General features: G+C 72.4%; 13 protein-coding genes. 2 read left to right on the plus strand and 11 right to left on the minus strand.

The genetic code is table 11. The features are described 5' to 3' along the window. The first annotated feature begins 63 nt into the window (after positions 1 to 63). The gene (locus OHA86_RS01620; RefSeq protein WP_329171764.1) at positions 64 to 627 is read left to right on the plus strand and encodes an RICIN domain-containing protein; all 564 of its coding nucleotides are present in this window, start codon (positions 64 to 66) and stop codon (positions 625 to 627) included. Between the two features lie 141 nt (positions 628 to 768). Here the strand turns inward: OHA86_RS01620 and OHA86_RS01625 are convergent, their stop codons facing one another. The 11 genes from OHA86_RS01625 to OHA86_RS01675 form a co-directional block, all read right to left on the minus strand. After that, positions 769 to 1,776 (minus strand): pectate lyase family protein, encoded by a 1,008-nt coding sequence (locus tag OHA86_RS01625; protein WP_329171765.1) that lies wholly within the window; start codon positions 1,774 to 1,776, stop codon positions 769 to 771. Positions 1,777 to 2,064: 288 nt separating this feature from the next. Further along, positions 2,065 to 3,357 carry a pectate lyase family protein gene (locus tag OHA86_RS01630; protein WP_329182161.1) on the minus strand — a complete coding sequence of 431 codons (1,293 nt, stop codon included), beginning with the start codon at positions 3,355 to 3,357 and terminating at the stop codon, positions 2,065 to 2,067. 125 nt (positions 3,358 to 3,482) lie between these two features. Further along, on the minus strand, positions 3,483 to 4,835 hold the full coding sequence (locus OHA86_RS01635; protein WP_329171768.1) for an ABC transporter substrate-binding protein: 1,353 nt from the start codon (positions 4,833 to 4,835) through the stop codon (positions 3,483 to 3,485). 23 nt (positions 4,836 to 4,858) lie between these two features. Then, positions 4,859 to 5,677, minus strand: a complete 819-nt coding sequence (locus OHA86_RS01640; RefSeq protein WP_329171770.1) for a PmoA family protein — start codon at positions 5,675 to 5,677, stop codon at positions 4,859 to 4,861. After that, positions 5,674 to 6,861, minus strand: coding sequence for a Gfo/Idh/MocA family protein (locus OHA86_RS01645; RefSeq protein WP_329171772.1), 1,188 nt, complete (start codon positions 6,859 to 6,861; stop codon positions 5,674 to 5,676). Before OHA86_RS01645 ends, OHA86_RS01640 begins: the two co-directional genes overlap by 4 nt. 5 nt (positions 6,862 to 6,866) lie before the next feature. Then, positions 6,867 to 7,766 (minus strand): carbohydrate ABC transporter permease, encoded by a 900-nt coding sequence (locus tag OHA86_RS01650; RefSeq protein ID WP_329171773.1) that lies wholly within the window; start codon positions 7,764 to 7,766, stop codon positions 6,867 to 6,869. Next, positions 7,763 to 8,668, minus strand: a complete 906-nt coding sequence (locus tag OHA86_RS01655) for a carbohydrate ABC transporter permease (protein WP_329171775.1) — start codon at positions 8,666 to 8,668, stop codon at positions 7,763 to 7,765. The genes OHA86_RS01650 and OHA86_RS01655 overlap by 4 nt, the downstream gene beginning before the upstream one ends. Positions 8,669 to 8,744: 76 nt before the next feature. Further along, positions 8,745 to 10,478 (minus strand): L-arabinonate dehydratase, encoded by a 1,734-nt coding sequence (gene araD, locus OHA86_RS01660; protein ID WP_329171777.1) that lies wholly within the window; start codon positions 10,476 to 10,478, stop codon positions 8,745 to 8,747. Next, positions 10,475 to 11,380: a dihydrodipicolinate synthase family protein gene (locus OHA86_RS01665; RefSeq protein ID WP_329171778.1), complete on the minus strand. Its 906-nt coding sequence runs from the start codon at positions 11,378 to 11,380 to the stop codon at positions 10,475 to 10,477. Before OHA86_RS01665 ends, araD begins: the two co-directional genes overlap by 4 nt. Beyond that, positions 11,380 to 12,030, minus strand: coding sequence for a GntR family transcriptional regulator (locus OHA86_RS01670; protein ID WP_329171779.1), 651 nt, complete (start codon positions 12,028 to 12,030; stop codon positions 11,380 to 11,382). Before OHA86_RS01670 ends, OHA86_RS01665 begins: the two co-directional genes overlap by 1 nt. Positions 12,031 to 12,255: 225 nt before the next feature. After that, positions 12,256 to 12,948 carry a ribonuclease H family protein gene (locus tag OHA86_RS01675; RefSeq protein ID WP_329171781.1) on the minus strand — a complete coding sequence of 231 codons (693 nt, stop codon included), beginning with the start codon at positions 12,946 to 12,948 and terminating at the stop codon, positions 12,256 to 12,258. 109 nt (positions 12,949 to 13,057) lie between these two features. Here OHA86_RS01675 and OHA86_RS01680 point away from each other — a divergent pair, with 109 nt between their 5' ends. After that, a complete protein-coding gene (locus OHA86_RS01680) occupies positions 13,058 to 15,118 on the plus strand; it encodes an ATP-binding SpoIIE family protein phosphatase (RefSeq protein WP_329171783.1) in 2,061 nt (686 codons plus the stop codon). The last annotated feature ends 11 nt before the right edge of the window (positions 15,119 to 15,129 follow it).

Below are 15,129 nucleotides of genomic sequence, written 5' to 3' on the forward strand. Positions count from 1 at the left end.
CGATGCCCGCACGCAGGGACGCCGTGCCCCTGTGCGGCAGCCAGAGATTCGGAGGCAAGAAGCATGAAGACGCACAAGCGCTGGGCCGCGGGCCTGGGAGCCGTCGCGGTCGGCGCCGGGCTGGTGTCGGGCTCGTTCAGCCCGGCGATGGCCGACGACTCCGCGGGTGCGAGCCCGCGGGCGGTCGTCGCCCGGCAGTTCACGCTGCGGCTGGCGAGCAATCCCGGCCAGGTCGCGAACGTGCGGGGAGCGTCCACCGCGAACGACGCCCCGGTCGTCCAGTACCCCTGGACCGGCGCGGCCAACGAGCGCTGGGAGGCGGACTCGGCCATCGACGGCTACTACCGCTTCACGTCCGTCCACAGCGGCAAGTGCCTCAACGTCAGGGGCGGCGGCACCGCCGATGACGCCCCGGTCATCCAGTACACCTGTAGCGACGCCGACAACGAGCTGTGGAAGTTCGTGCCCAAGGGGATCGGCTACCAGATCGTGGTGAAGTCCAGCGGCAAGTGCCTCAACGTCAGGGGCGGTGTCGGGGTGGACAACCCGCTCATCCAGTACACCTGCACGTCCCAGGGCACGCCCAACGATGTGTGGCTGCCGGTCTGGGAGCCCGTCGAGCGCTGACCGCGAAGTCCTGCCGCCCACGCACAGTCACGCACGGTCACGCCCGCCTCGGCCGGGCGTCCGGCGACCGCGCCGGCGGGTCCTGGTCGGGACCCGCCGGCGCGGTGCCGCCCGGTCGGCGGCTCAGCGGCCGTGCGGCGCTCAGACCTTGCCGGTGCCGGCGCCCGCGCTCACCGTGGCGGCCACGGTGGAGGCGGACTCGGGCGACCAGCTGTAGGTCGGCTTGTACGAGGACGTCCGGGTGATGTCCGTCGTGGAGTTGTCGAAGATGTTGTCGGCCTGGTTCGCGTAGCCGTCCACGTCGCTGTCGCCCGTGGTGGTGATGGCGTCGGGGACGTTGGTGAACACATTGGCCTGGACGAAGACCTCGGCGCCCATCCGTGAGTGCACGCCGCTGTCACCGGCGTTCTGGAAGTAGTTGTTGAAGATGTGCGACTTCCCGAAACGCAGGCTGGGCAGACGGGAGTTGACGTTGGTGAACCAGTTGTGGCTGTACGTCACCCGCAGGTGGCCGGTGTCCTCCGAGGCGTTGTCGTCGGAGTGGCCGACCAGGCTCACCTTGTAGTGGTCGTGGAATTTGTTCCACGACACGCTGACGTTGTCGGCGGCGTGGGTGATGTCGAGCAGACCGTCGTAGTAGTCCTTGCCGTGGGTCTGGTCGGACGACAGGTCGTTGTGGTCGATCCAGACCTGCGTCGACTTCTGCACGGTGATCGCGTCGGTGCCGACCGCCTTGCTGATGACCAGGTTGCGGAGGATGACGTTCTGCGCGTTCTTCAGCCGGATGCCGCCGCCGGTGAGCCCGGAGTTCGAACCGACGCCGAGCACGGTGGTGTTGGACCCGACGTCGACCTGGCCGGACAGGGAGATGAGGCCGGATATCTTGACGACCTTCGCGGTGCTGCCGGTGACCGCCGACTTGAAGGCGGACAGGCTGCTCACGGTGGTGGCCGGCGCGGAACCGCCGCCGGTGGTGCCGGCCCCGTAGCCGACCGGGGACGACTCGAACGAGGCCGCCTGGGCCTGGCCCGCGCCGCTGACGGCGGGGACGACGGCCAGCGCCAGCGCGCCGAGCGCCGCCGCGGCGGTGAGGCCGGGGCCGCGGCGTAAGGCGGACACCCGGGGCAGGTGGGGGGAGGTGAGCTTCACGGTGGTGTTCCTCTCATCCGGAGGATTCCTGTGGGGGGTGCTGTCGCTGGGGGGTTCGGCGACAGCGGAGAGCAAGCGCTTTCTGTTAGAACAGGGTGCCCGGTGCACTCGGGCTCACGATCTGACAGTGCGCGAAAAGCGTCTATGAGGTGGGGGTTCACCGACGCGGTGGTACGTCTTCGCCGGCGACTCCAGGACGACGCCTAGCGTCGTATTCCCTAATATAGCAAGCGCTTGCCGTTCACGTCAATGCCCCTCGTGCACATATGTGACGCACCGGCCGCCGGGTCACAGCCGGCCCGCGCCGGCGCCGCCGTCGACGATGTGCGGCACGGAACGGGGGTCGTCGACGCGGGTGCGCAGGGTCGGGGTCCAGCCCGCGCCCCGGGCGATCGGGGTGGCGGGGTTGGCCGCGTTGAAGGCGCCGAGCAGATCGGCCGGGCGGCCGTTGACGTAGTTGTGGTCCTCGGTCATCGCGGTGCCCTTCCAGTAGGCGATGGTCCGGTCCGCGGTGACACCGGCCGGCAGGGTGAACGCGTTGTCCTGGGCGACGAGGTGGGACTGCGCCCCGACGCCGAGGCTGTAGACGTAGTCGGCCGCGTCGGTGACGTCGTAGTGGTTGTTGTAGGCGTCGACCTGGCCGAAGCGCACGCGTGGCGCGCGCTCGCCGATGTCCTGGAAGAGGTTGTGGTGCAAGGTGATGCGCAGCTTGCCCGCGTCGGTGGCGGCGGCGCCGTCGCTGTTGCCGAACAGCAGGGTCTTGTCGTGGTCGGTGAAGGCGTTCCAGGAGGCGGTGACGTAGTCGGCGCCCCTGACGACGTCGAGTTCGCCGTCGTGCTGCTGGTAGATACGGCCGAAGTACAGGGGCTGGCCGGCGTCGGGGCGGCGGCCGTCGGTGAAGGTGTTGTGGTCGACCCAGACGTGGGTGGACCCGGTGACGACGAGGTTGTCGTACTCGGAGTTCCAGTTGCCCGTGTCGCCGTCGGTGGGGTCCCACTGCGGGAAGCAGTCGAAGGCGTCCTCGAAGGCGAGGTTGCGGACGATGACGTTGTCGGAGCCGCTGACCTGGAGGTCCAGGCCCAGCAGCCTCGGGTGCCGGCCGACGCCGACGATGGTGGTGTGGGACCCGACCTTCAGCTCGACCCGGGCGGCCTGCGCGGCGGCCGACGCGGCACGCGCGTCCTCCAGCGGGCCGGCGGGCACCTGCCCGGTGCCCCAGACCGCGGGGTCGTAGGCGGCGAGGTAGGAGTCCAGGCGGTAGCCGCCGGTGGCGTAGTCGTCACAGGACAGCGGGGCGCCCGCGGCGTCCGTATTGCCGTCGATGGTCCCGGAGACCTGGATGATCTTGGGGGTGGCGCTGCCGCCGTCCAGGGCGGCGGCCAGCTCGGCGCGGTTGGTGACGGTGAAGACGTGCGCGTCGTCGGCGGCGGCGCCGCCGGTGGTTCCGCTGCCCTGCGAGGCCCAGCCGTCGCCGGCCGGCAGCGTTTGGCGGACGTGGCGCGGCAGCTTGGCGCCCGTGCCGCAGTGCGCGGGCGCGGCGGCGAGCATCAGGGGGGCGGCGGAGATCAGCATGGCGATCATCGGGACATGGCTCTTGCGCACTGCGGCTCCCGGGTGGGGTGAAGGGGTGAAGGAGAGGACGGCTTGGGGGGAACGGACGGGCCGCGGCGGGGCCGGCTCTCGCCGCGCCGGCCCCGCCGCGGGGCTCAGGGCTTGTTGTGCTCGGCGAAGTCGGCCTGGGCGGCGTTGAGTTTGCCGGCCAGCTCGTCCGCGAAATCCTTCGCGGTCATCCTGCCGAGCAGGACCTTCTGGAAATCGGGTTCCGTGTCGGCCTTCGTGATGGTGTTCCAGTCCGGCAGGTAGTAGGGGAACTGCACGATCTTGGTGCGGGGATCGTTCAGCGACTCCATCGCCGCCTTGGTGGGCTTGGCGTCGCTGATCCACTTGTCCTGCCCCGCACCGGTGTTGGCCGGGATGGCGCCGGCGGACTCGTTCCAGAGGCTGTTCATCGGCGCGGAGGCGGCGAATTCGATGAACTTCCAGGCGGCGGCCTTGTTCTTGCCCGCCTTGAACATCCCCAGGCCGTCGACCGGGTTGGAGACGATGGTCCGCACCCCGCCGTCCTGCGAGGGCGGCAGGGGTATGCCGTCGACCTTGTCCTTGCCGAAGGCCTTGATGTGGTCGTTGTACGAGCCGAGGTTGTGCTGGAGCATGCCGACGCTGCCGTGGTCGAACTCCGCGACCATGTTCACGAAGTCGTTGTTGAGGTCGGCCTCGGGGGTCGCCTTCTTGTACAGGCCCGTGTACTTCTCCAGCGCGGCGACGTTCTTCGGGTCGTTGACGGTGGTCCTGTCGCCGTTCCAGAAGTTCTCGATGCCGGACTGGGCGTACATCATCTCCAGGGCCTGGGCGATCGAGCCCTTGCCGCCGCGCAGGGTGAAGCCGAACTTGTTGCCCGCCGCGTCGGTGAGGGCAGCGGCGGCCCGGTAGAACTCCGCCCAGGTGGTGGGCGGTTGCAGGCCCGCGGCGGCGAAGAGGTCGGTGCGGTACCACAGGGTGCCCTGGTTGGCGGAGGTCGGGACCTCGTACATCTCCTTGCCCCGGCCGCCCGCCGCCTGGACGCCGGAGACCATGCCGGTGACGAGCCTGCCCTTGAGACCGCCCGCGTCGATACGGTCGCCGAGCGGTTCCAGCGCGTTCTGCGCGACCATGTTGGCCAGATACGCCGTGCCGACGCCGCCGACGTCGGGCAGGCCGCCGCCCGCGATGGCGGTGTCGTACTTCTTCTGCACATCGGCGATCGGGATGCCGACGTACTCGACGTCGATGTCGGGGTACTTCTTCTCGAACGCGGCGATGATCTGCTTCCAGACGTCGGTGCGCACACCGCCGTTGTTGTCCCAGAAGACGATCTTCCCCTTGCCGCTGCCCTCGCCTCCCGAGGCGCCGCCGCCGCCGGAGTCACCGCAGGCGGTGGCGGTCAGGGCGAGTGCTGCGGCGAGGACGATCCCGGCGGCCGGCCGGGCTCTGCGCTGTCGGTGCTGCTGCGGTCGTGGCATGGCGGCTCTTTCGGTTGTCGGAATCATCGGGTGGTACGGGCGGCGAGCGCGGCGGCCTGGCCGGGTCCGAGCCGGCCGTCGGCGACGGCGGTGACGACCCGCCGGGTGAGGGTGCCGCCCGCGGGTACGGTCAGCGGGCTGCGCCAGGCCAGTGCGGGCCCGACGCCGGGGTATTCGCGGGTCCTGACGAACCAGGGGTCGGCGGCGCGCAGCACGAGCGTCCAGTGCTCGCCGGCCAGCGCGAGCCATTCGGCCCTGCGGCCGTGGACGGCGTCCTCCCCCGCAGCGTCCTTGGTGAAGACCAGCGGCGGTGTCCCGGTGCGGGGCGCGCGCCAGAAGAAGCCGCCGTATCCGGCGCCGGGGCGGCCGTTGGTGGCGGGGCTGCCGATCCGCAGCGGTCGCGCGGTGGTGTTGGTGAGCGTGAAGGCGAGGTCCAGCTCCCACGCGGTGGCCGTCAGCTGCCGGACGTGCAGGGTGCGCCGCTCGTGCAGCAGTCGGCCGCCGGCGGCGGTCCAGGCCAGCTCCTCGGTGAAGCCGTCGTCCGCCCGCCGGGTCCAGCGCAGATGGCGCTGCTCGCCGTGGTTGTCCAGTTCGGTCGGCCCCTGGTCGCGCACATAGGTCCTGCCGCCCCAGAAGTTCCGCCCGGCCACGTCGGGCACCGCGATGCCCGCGCCGAGGTGGTGGCGGTGGTCGGCGGGCATCAGCTCGGTGACGACGGTGCCGCCCAGGGTGGTCAGCGGGTGCAGGTACGGGCGCGGGGACAGCCGTCCCTGGACGTCGGGCCGGTGGACGTAGCTGCCCACCTGCCGGTCGCCGCAGCGCAGCGGCACGGCGGCGGTCACCGGTGCGCCGCCGTCCGCCGTACGGTCCCGGCCCAGGGCGCGCCCAGCTCGCCGAAGGTCGCCAGGCGCTCCGCCGCGGCGGTGACCAGCTCGTCGACGCCGTGCACCACCCGGCGGTGGGAGCGCTCCCCCGGGACGGCACGCCAATGGCAGCCGGGGACCGCCTGCGGGTCGTCCGCGGTGCGTACCGCCTCGACGACCCGCATGAAGGCGCCGGTGGCCTGCGGAGGGACCAGCAGGCCGGCGCCGTCGGCGCGGTGCGCGAGCAGGTTCTCCAGCAGGTCGGTGCGGCCGAAGACCTGCTCGTCGGGGCCGTGCCCGGCCCGCTGGAGCAGCACCCGGTCCTGCTTGAACCACAGCGTGATCCGGCCCCTGCTGCCGTGCACCACGACGTACGGTTCCGCCGCCGCCGCCGCGCACAAGGTGGCGGCCACCACGATCGTGGTACCGCGGGCGGTGCGGATCCGGACGCAGGAGGTGTCGTCGGACTCGATGTCGTGGGCGCGGAAGAGCTCGGTATCGATCGAGGCGACGTCCTGCTCGCGGCTGCTGCCGTCCAGGTGCAGCGCGGTGGCGACCGCGTGCGCGAGCGGATTGGTCAGCACGCCGTCGACCACGTCGGTGCCGGCCAGGATGCGCCGTCCCGACCAGGCGGCGCGGCTGAAGTAGTGCTCCTCGCGCACCCAGTTGCCGGCCGCGCCGATGCCGCGCAGCTCCCCCACCGCGCCGTCCTCGATGAGCGCGCGGACCGCGGTGACGGCGTGCGAGCCCAGCGACTGGAAGCCGATCTGGCAGGCCCGGCCGCTGCCGGCGAACCCGGCGGCGAGCCGCCGGTATGCGGCGAGGGAGGGCGCGGGCGGCTTCTCCAGCAGGACGTCGGCGCCGCCGGCCGCGGCGGTCAGCGCCAGGTCGGTGTGGGTGTGGATCGGGGTGCAGACGATCGCCGCGCGGGCGCCGGTGCGCTCGATCAGCTCGCCGAGGTCCCGGCCCTGCTCGGGCCGGCCGAGCCGGGTCAGCGCGGCGGCCTCCAGCGGCCGGACGTCGCAGACCCCGGCCAGCCGTACGACGCCGCGGGCGGTGAGGCGGCGCAGGTTGTCCAGGTGCCAGTGGCCGTGTCCGCGCCCGCCGGCCAGCACGACCGGCACCGGGCCGCGGCGGGGCGCCGCCGCGGGGCTGCCGCTCATGCCGCTCACCCCTTCACCGCGCCCGCGCTGAAGCCGGTGATCAGCCACTTCTGGATGAAGGCGAAGACGACCACCACGGGCACCGCCGCGATGACCCCGCCCGCGGCCAGCGCGCCCAGGTCGACGCTGTCGGCGCCGATGAGGGTGTTGAGGCCGACCGGGATCGTCTGCTTGTCCTGCTCGCTGAGGAACATCAGCGCGAACAGGAAGTGGTTCCAGCTGTGCACGAAGGCGAAGGAGCCGACGGCGACGAGGCCGGGCCGCAGCATCGGCAGCACGACGGCGAAGAAGGCGCGCAGCCGGGTGCAGCCGTCGACCCAGGCGGCCTCCTCCAGCGCCTCGGGTATGCCTTTGATGAAGCCGCTCAGCAGGATGACCGACAGCGGCAGCTGGAAGACGGTCTCCGAGATGACCACGCTCCACAGCGAGTTGATCAGCTGCAGGTGCCGGAAGATCTGGAAGAGCGGGACGAGCATCAGCGCGCCGGGGACGAACTGCGAGCACAGCAGGGCGATCAGGAAGGCGTTCCTGCCCCTGAAGCGGAAGCGGGCCAGCGCGTATCCGCCGCTGAGCGCGACCACGGTGGTGGCGATCAGGGTGGCGACGCCGACCAGCATGCTGTTCTGGAAGAAGATCCCGAAGGACCGGTCGTTCCAGACCTTGTCGAAGTGCGCGCCGGTGGCCGGCCACGGCAGCAGCGAGGTGGAGCCGTCGGGGCGTACCGCGAAGAGCAGCATCCAGTAGAAGGGGACCAGGGTGAACAGCAGGTACAGGCCCAGCGGCAGGTAGATCTGCCAGCGCGGCGGCCCGCCGGCCGGTCCGCGTCCGCGGCGCCGGCCGGTGCCGGGGCGGGGGACGGCGGCGGACGGCACGAGGGCGCCTTCCTCGACGAGTGCGGCGGTCATGCGCGGTCGCCTCCGAATTTGCTCAGGCGCAGGTAGAGGACGGAGAAGAACAGCAGGATCACGAAGGCGACGGTGGTCAGCGCCGACGCGTAGCCGAAGTCGTGTCCGTCGAGGCCGGTGTTGGCGACGTAGAGCGGCAGTGTGGTGGTCTGGCCGGCGGGGCCGCCGCCGGTCAGGGTGTAGAGCAGGTCGACGTTGTTGAACTCCCAGACCGCCCGCAGCAGGGTGGACAGCACGATCGCGTCCTTGAGGTGCGGCAGGGTGATGTGGAACAGCTGCCGCAGCCGGCTCGCGCCGTCGACGGACGCCGCCTCGTACAGTTCGCCGGGGATCGACTGGAGGTCGGCGAGCAGCAGGATCGCGAAGAAGGGGACACCGCGCCACAGTTCGGCGAGCGCGGCGGCCCAGAAGACGGTGTGCGGGTCGGACAGCACCGAGTGGCCGTAGGAGCCGATACCGGCGTCGGCGAGGTAGCGGGTCATGCCCGTCGAGGGGTTGTAGAGCAGCATCCAGATGGTGGTGGTCAGCACACCGGAGACCGCCCACGGCGAGAAGACCAGCGCGCGCGACAGGCCGCGGCCGATGAAGGTCTGGTTGACCAGCAGCGCCAGGGCCAGGCCGATGACCAGTTGCAGGCCGATCTCGACCACGACCCAGCGCAGGCTGAAGCCGAGGCTCTGCCAGAACCGCGGGTCGTCGGTGAAGACCCGGGTGAAGTTGGACAGGCCCGCGAAGCCGTTGCGCCAGGGTTTGGTGACGTTGTAGTCCTGCAGGCTGTAGTAGAGGACGCTGACCATCGGGTAGGCGATGAAGCCGAGCATCAGCAGGGCTGCCGGGGCTATCAGCAGATACGGCAGGCGCCGGGTGCGCCGTCCTGGGTTCTTCGCCACGGCGATGGCCATGACCGGGGCTCCTTCGTTGCGAAAGGGCGTGTGCCGGGGAGTTCGGCCGCCCGGACGGACAGGTGGGCGGCCTGGGTCAGCCCGCGTAGGGTTCCGGGACCCGGCCGGGCGCGGCCAGGAAGCGGAAGTCGCAGCCGGTGTCGGCCTGGGTGATCTGTTCCTGGTAGAGCGCGCCGTAGCCGCGGCCGTAGCGGGGCTCGGGCGCCCGCAACCCGGCCCTGCGGCGGTCGAGTTCGGCGTCCGGGACCTCCAGGCGCAGGGCGCGGGCCGGCACGTCGAGGGTGACCGGGTCGCCGGTGCGGACCAGGGCGAGCGGGCCGCCGACGTAGGACTCGGGGGCGATGTGCAGGACGCAGGCGCCGTAACTGGTGCCGCTCATCCGGGCGTCGGAGATCCGCACCATGTCGCGGACTCCCGCTTTGAGCAGGTGGTCGGGGATCGGGAGCATGCCGTACTCGGGCATGCCGGGGCCGCCGAGCGGGCCGGAATTGCGCAGCACCAGCACGCTGTCCGCGGTGATGCCCAGATCCGGGTCGTTGATGGTGGCCTGCAGCGTCCGGTAGTCGTCGAAGACCACGGCGGGCCCGGTGTGGGTGAGCAGCCGCGGCTCGGCGGCTATGTGCTTGATGACGGCGCCGTCCGGGCACAGGTTGCCGCGGAGCACGGCGATCCCGCCCTCGGCGGCCAGCGGGTCGGCGGCGGTGCGGATCACGTCGTCGTTGTGCACGGCCGCGCCGGCCAGCTGCTCGCGCAAGGTGGCGTGGCCCGCGGTGGGGCGGTCCAGGTGCAGCAGTCCGGTGATCCGGGACAGCAGTCCGGGCAGGCCGCCGGCGAAGTGGAAGTCCTCCATGAGGTACCGGCCGCCGGGGCGTACGTTGGCGAGCACCGGGACCGTACGCGCCAGCCGGTCGAAGTCGTCCAGGGTGAGCCGGACCCCGGAGCGGCCGGCCATCGCGATGAGGTGGATGACGGCGTTGGTGGAGCCGCCCAGGGCCAGCACGGTGGTGACGGCGTCCTCGTACGCCTCGGGGGTGAGGATCGCGGAGGGCCTCAGGTCGCGCAGCACCAGGTCCACGACGCGCAGGCCGCTCGCCGCCGCCATCCGCTCGTGGGCGGAGTCGACCGCGGGGATCGAGGACGCGCCGGGCAGCGTCATGCCCAGGGCCTCCGCTGCGGCGGTCAGCGTGGAGGCGGTGCCCATCGTCATGCAGTGGCCGGCGGAACGGGCGAGACCGTTCTCCAGTTCGGCCAGCTCGCAGTCGCCGATCAGGCCCGCGCGCTTGTCGTCCCAGTATTTCCACATGTCGGTGCCCGAGCCCAGCACCTCGTCGCGCCAGTGCCCGGGCAGCATCGGCCCCGCGGGCACGAAGACGGCCGGCAGGTCGGCGCTCGCGGCTCCCATCAGCAGCGCGGGGGTGGTCTTGTCGCAGCCGCCGAGCAGGACCGCGCCGTCCACCGGGTAGGAGCGCAGCAGCTCCTCGGTCTCCATCGCCAGCAGGTTGCGGTAGAGCATCGGGGTGGGCTTCTGGAACGTCTCGGAGAGGGTGGCGACCGGGAATTCCAGCGGGAAGCCGCCGGCCTGCCACACCCCGCGCTTGACGGCCTGGGCGCGGTCGCGCAGGTGGCTGTGGCAGGGGTTGATGTCCGACCAGGTGTTCAGCACCGCGATCACCGGCTTGCCCAGGTGCTCCTGGGGCAGGTAGCCGAGCTGCCGGGTCCTGGCCCGGTGGCTGAAGGCGCGCAGGCCCTCGCCCTCGTACCAGTGGCTGCTGCGCAGCGCGGGCGGGCGGGCCGCTCTGTCCTCGCTCACAGTCCCCAGCCCTCCACCGCGGCGGCGACCTCGGCCCGCCGGGCCCGCGGCAGCGCGCTGCTGGGCGGCCGTACTTCGCGGCGGCACAGGCCGAGCGCCGCCAGCGCCTCCTTGACCACGGTCACGTTGTCGGCGGACTGGCGGGCCGCGCGCAGGTCCTCGAACGCGCGGATCTGCTCCCAGACCTTCATGGCGCCCGGGTAGTCGCCGGCCCGCAGCGCGGCGAGCATGTCCAGCGAGATCCGGGGCGCGACATTGGCCAGGCCCGAGGTGAAGCCGGTCGCGCCGGCCGCGAAGTAGGCGGGCGCGTACAGCTCGGCGAGGCCCGCGAGCCACACGAAGCGCTCCAGGCCGGCGTCCCGGGCGAAGGCGGCGAAGCGGGCGGCGTCGGGCACCGCGTACTTCACGCCGACCACGTTGGGGCAGCGCTCGCCGAGTTCCGCCATCCGGCTGCCGTCGAGCAGCGGGTTGCGGATGTAGGGGACCACGCCGAGTTCCGGCACGGCCCCGGCGATGGCGGCGTGGTAGGCCACCCAGCCGTCCTGCGAGACGTACGGGTGCACGGGCTGGTGCACCATCACCATCCGCGCGCCGCAGTCGCGGGCGTGCTCGGCCGCGCCGATCGCGGTCGGCAGGTCGTGGCCGACGCCGACGATCACGGTGACCGGGCGCGGCGCGGTCTCGGCGAGGGTGTCCTGCACGACCGCCTGGCGCTCCTGCGGGGTGAGGGCGTAGAACTCGCCGGTGTTGCCGTTCGGGGTGACGGCGGCGATGCCGCCGTCCAGCAGTCGGCGCAGCAGCAGCCGGTAGGCGGGTCGGTCGATGCCGCCGCCGGCGCCGAAGGGGATCACCGGGATCGCCACCACACCGGCGAGGGCGGTCGCGAGCGCGGTCCTGTCCATCACCGGCCCTCCTGCTCGTCGTCGGGGAACGCTCGGCGGACGAAGTCCGCGATGTGCGCGTGCAGCAGCCGGGCGGCGTCCTGCGCGTCGCCGGCCAGGGCGACCCGCAGGATCTCCTGGTGCTCGTGCGCCTCGCGCTCCCACGACGGGTCGGCGGCCCAGGCGACGGTGGACACCAGCGCCGCCTGGTCGCGCACCTCGTCGAGCATCCTGGCCAGCAGCGGATTGCCGCACGGCAGGTAGAGCGCACGGTGGAAGTCCCGGTTGGCCAGGCTCCGGTCGGCCCGGTCCTGCGCCTGCTCGGCGCGCACCAGCGCGTCCTGGGCCGCGCCGAGCGACGCCTCCCGGGTGATGGTCCTGCGCAGCGCCTCCGGCTCCAGCAGCAGGCGTACGTCGTAGACCTCGCGCGCCATCGCGGCGTCCACGGTCCGCACGGTGACGCCCTTGTACTGGCTCATGACCACAAGACCGGTCCCGGCGAGCGTCTTGAGCGCCTCGCGCACCGGGGTCTTGGACACCCCGAACTGCGCCGCCAGGTCCGCCTCGACCAGGGCCTGTCCCGGGCTGAGCTGCCCGGTGAGGATGCGGTGCTTGATCGCTTCGAGGACGTACTGCGTCCGGGAGGGGATCGGGGTGGGAGCGAAAGTCATAGGGCTCTCAGATCTCGCGTATCAGGTCTCATATATGACGTACGAAGTACGACGCGATGAAAGTAGGGCCGCGGGGAGCCGGCGTCAATGCTCCGCGCGGGATCGGTAGCGCGCCCGGCCGTGCGCTGCCGCGGACCGCGGGAGGGTCAGGGACGACGAAGCCCCCGTCACCGCGGGGTGCGCGGGTGACGGGGGCGGAGGGTGCGGCGCCGGGGCGGCGGCCGGTCAGCGGCAGTCGGGGTGGCCCCAGCCGTCGGGGTTCTTGGTGATCGGCTCGCCCGCGGCGTAGGACCGGCCGCAGCGGCAGCGGCCGGGGAATTTCGCCTTGAGGGTGCGCGGCGCCCCCCCGCCCCTGGTGTCGGACCCGGCCGTCGCCGTGCCCGCGGCGGCGCGGGGGGCCTTGCGCACGGTGTCGGGAGTGCGCGGCGGCAGCGGCGAGCCGAGGTCGCTGCCGGCCGGTTCCTGGACGATGGCGGCATGGCTGGCGGCGCGGTCCGCGAAGTCGTTGAGCCGGTCGCCGTCCACCTGATGGGCGGGGACGTAGCGGAAGTCCACCGTGCGGCCGGTCAGCAGCGCGTCGATCCGTACGACCAGCTCCTGGTTGGCGACCGGCTTGCCCGCCGACGTCTTCCAGCCCTTGCGCTTCCAGCCCGGCAGCCAGGTCGTCACGGCCTTCATGGCGTACTGCGAGTCCATCCGGATCTCCAGCGCGACATCCGGGTCCACGTCGGTCAGCAGCCGCTCAAGCGCGGTCAGTTCCGCGACGTTGTTGGTCGCGGTGCCCAGCGGACCAGCCTCCCAGCGGACCGGTTCGCCCCGGTCGTCGGCGATGACCCAGGCCCATGCGGCAGGCCCGGGATTGCCCTTCGATGCGCCGTCACACGCGGCGATGATGCGTTCACCCACGTGTCCGAGCATGCCAGTAGACCGCCCCGGAAAGCACATCGCCCCCGTCGCGCCGCCCGGGCGCTCCGCATGCGGGCACCGCGGTCGTCGCCGAGCATGGGTACCGACAAGGACCACACCCGTGGCGAGAGGGCGCCGGATGGGCAAGGGAGCGGAGGGTCCGGCGGAGCGCGACCAGTCGGCGGCCGGCACCGTGGCCGACAGCGCCGACAGCGCCGACAGCGTGGAAGTGCGGCAGATCGACGCGATGAACCGGTTCGGAGCGCCGGCCGGCGGCCCCGGGACCGGGGCCGCGCCGGATTCCGCCGCCGCCGCGGAGGCCGGCCCCGCACAGGGCAGGCGGCGCGACGCGCTGCTGCTCGAAACCGGCCACGCGCTGGCAGAGGCGGAGTCGCTGCCCGCCGCCCTCACCACCGTGGCCAGGCTCTTCGCCCCGGATTTCAGCCTGGACGGGCTGGTGGTCTTCGGCGTCACCGACAAATTCCTCAACCTGCTCGGCCAGCACGGATACGCCGCCAGCGGGGCCCAGGGGATCTTCCGGATGCCGGTGACGACGGCCTTCCCGGCCACCGACGTCGTCAGGTCGGGCCGGCCGGTCTATCTGTCCTCGCCGGGCGAGTACAGCGCGCGCTATCCGGCCACCTGGCCGCTGGCCGCCCGCAACGGCCGGGAGTCGTGGGCGTTCCTGCCGCTGGTGACCTCGGGGCGGATCAGCGCGGTGTGCCTGATGGCCTTCCGCCGGCCGATGGCCTTCGGCGCCGACGAGCGGGCCCTGCTGGTGCTGACCGCCCGGCTGATCGCCCAGGCCCTGGAGCGGACCAGGACCAGCAGCGCCGAGCTGGCGCTGTCCCGCGGGCTGCGTCGCAGCATGGGCGCGGCGGCGCCCGCGGTGCCCGGGATGACGGTGGCCACCCGGTACGTGCCGACCGGCGGCGGCCTCGTGGTGGGCGGCGACTGGTACGACGTGATCAACCTGCCGGAGGGCCGGCTGGCCGTGGTGATCGGTGATGTGCAGGGCCACGATGTGCACGCGGCCGGCCTGATGGCCCAGTTGCGCACCGCCGTGTACGCCTACGCCGCCGAGGGCCACGGGCCGGACGCGGTGCTGGCCAGGTCGTCGCGCTTCCTGGCCGCGCTGGACGAGGACCGCTTCGCCACCTGCCTCTACATCGAGGCGGAGCCCTCCACGGGGATGCTGCACATCGCCAGGGCCGGCCATCCGCACCCGGTGCTGCGGCTGCCGGACGGCACCTGCATGCTCAAGCACGTCGGCGGCGGTCTGCCGCTCGGTCTGATGCCGGGCACCGAGGACTACCCGGTCACCGACCTGGAGCTGCACCCGGACGAGATCCTGATGCTGTGCACCGACGGTCTGATCGAGACCGGCGGGCACGACATGTACAGCGGCTGGGTGCGGGTCAGGGACGCGATGTCCCCCGGTCCCACCGAGGACCTGGAAGGCATCGCCGAGCGCCTGATCCGCGCGGTGCACCACCCGCTGGCCCAGTCGGCGCAGCAGGAGCTGGACGAGCGGGCGGCGGACGGCGGGGGCGGGCAGCGGGAGCCGGACGCCGCCGGTGTCCGCGCCGATCTCGCGCCGCGCAACGAGGACGACATCGCGCTGCTGCTGCTGCGCCGCGACGGCGGGGTGCAGCAGCGGGTGGTGCCGGAGCGGAAGCTGGTGCTGACCATCGAGCAGGACCAGGCGGAGGGCCTGTCCGAGGCGCGGGCGGAGCTCCAGGCGCTGCTGCACGACTGGGCGCAGCCCGACCAGGTGGACACCGCGGTGCTGCTGACGTCGGAGCTGGTGGGCAACGTCCTGATGCACACCGACCAGTCGGCGGCGCTGGCGGCGTCGCTGACCGGCCAGCCGGGCCGTCGCGTGCTGCGGGTGGAGGTCTCCGACACCGGCGACGAGCTGCCGCACCAGCGCACGCCCGGCGAGATGGCGTCCTCGGGCCGGGGGCTGATGCTGCTCGACATCCTGTCGGGGCAGTGGAGCGTACGGCCGGAGTCGGAGGGCAAGACGGTGTGGTTCTCGCTGTGGGAGGACGAGCAGCCGGACGAGGACCCGGGGCCGGCCGGCCCCGGATCCTCACCCTCCCCCTCGATCCCGCCGGAACTGCCGGACCTGCCGGACCTGCCGGACCTGCCGGACCTGCCGGAACAGGACCTGGACTAGAGCCCTCTCCG

The sequence above is a fragment of the Streptomyces sp. NBC_01477 genome (genome assembly GCF_036227245.1).
Lineage (GTDB): Bacteria > Actinomycetota > Actinomycetes > Streptomycetales > Streptomycetaceae > Actinacidiphila.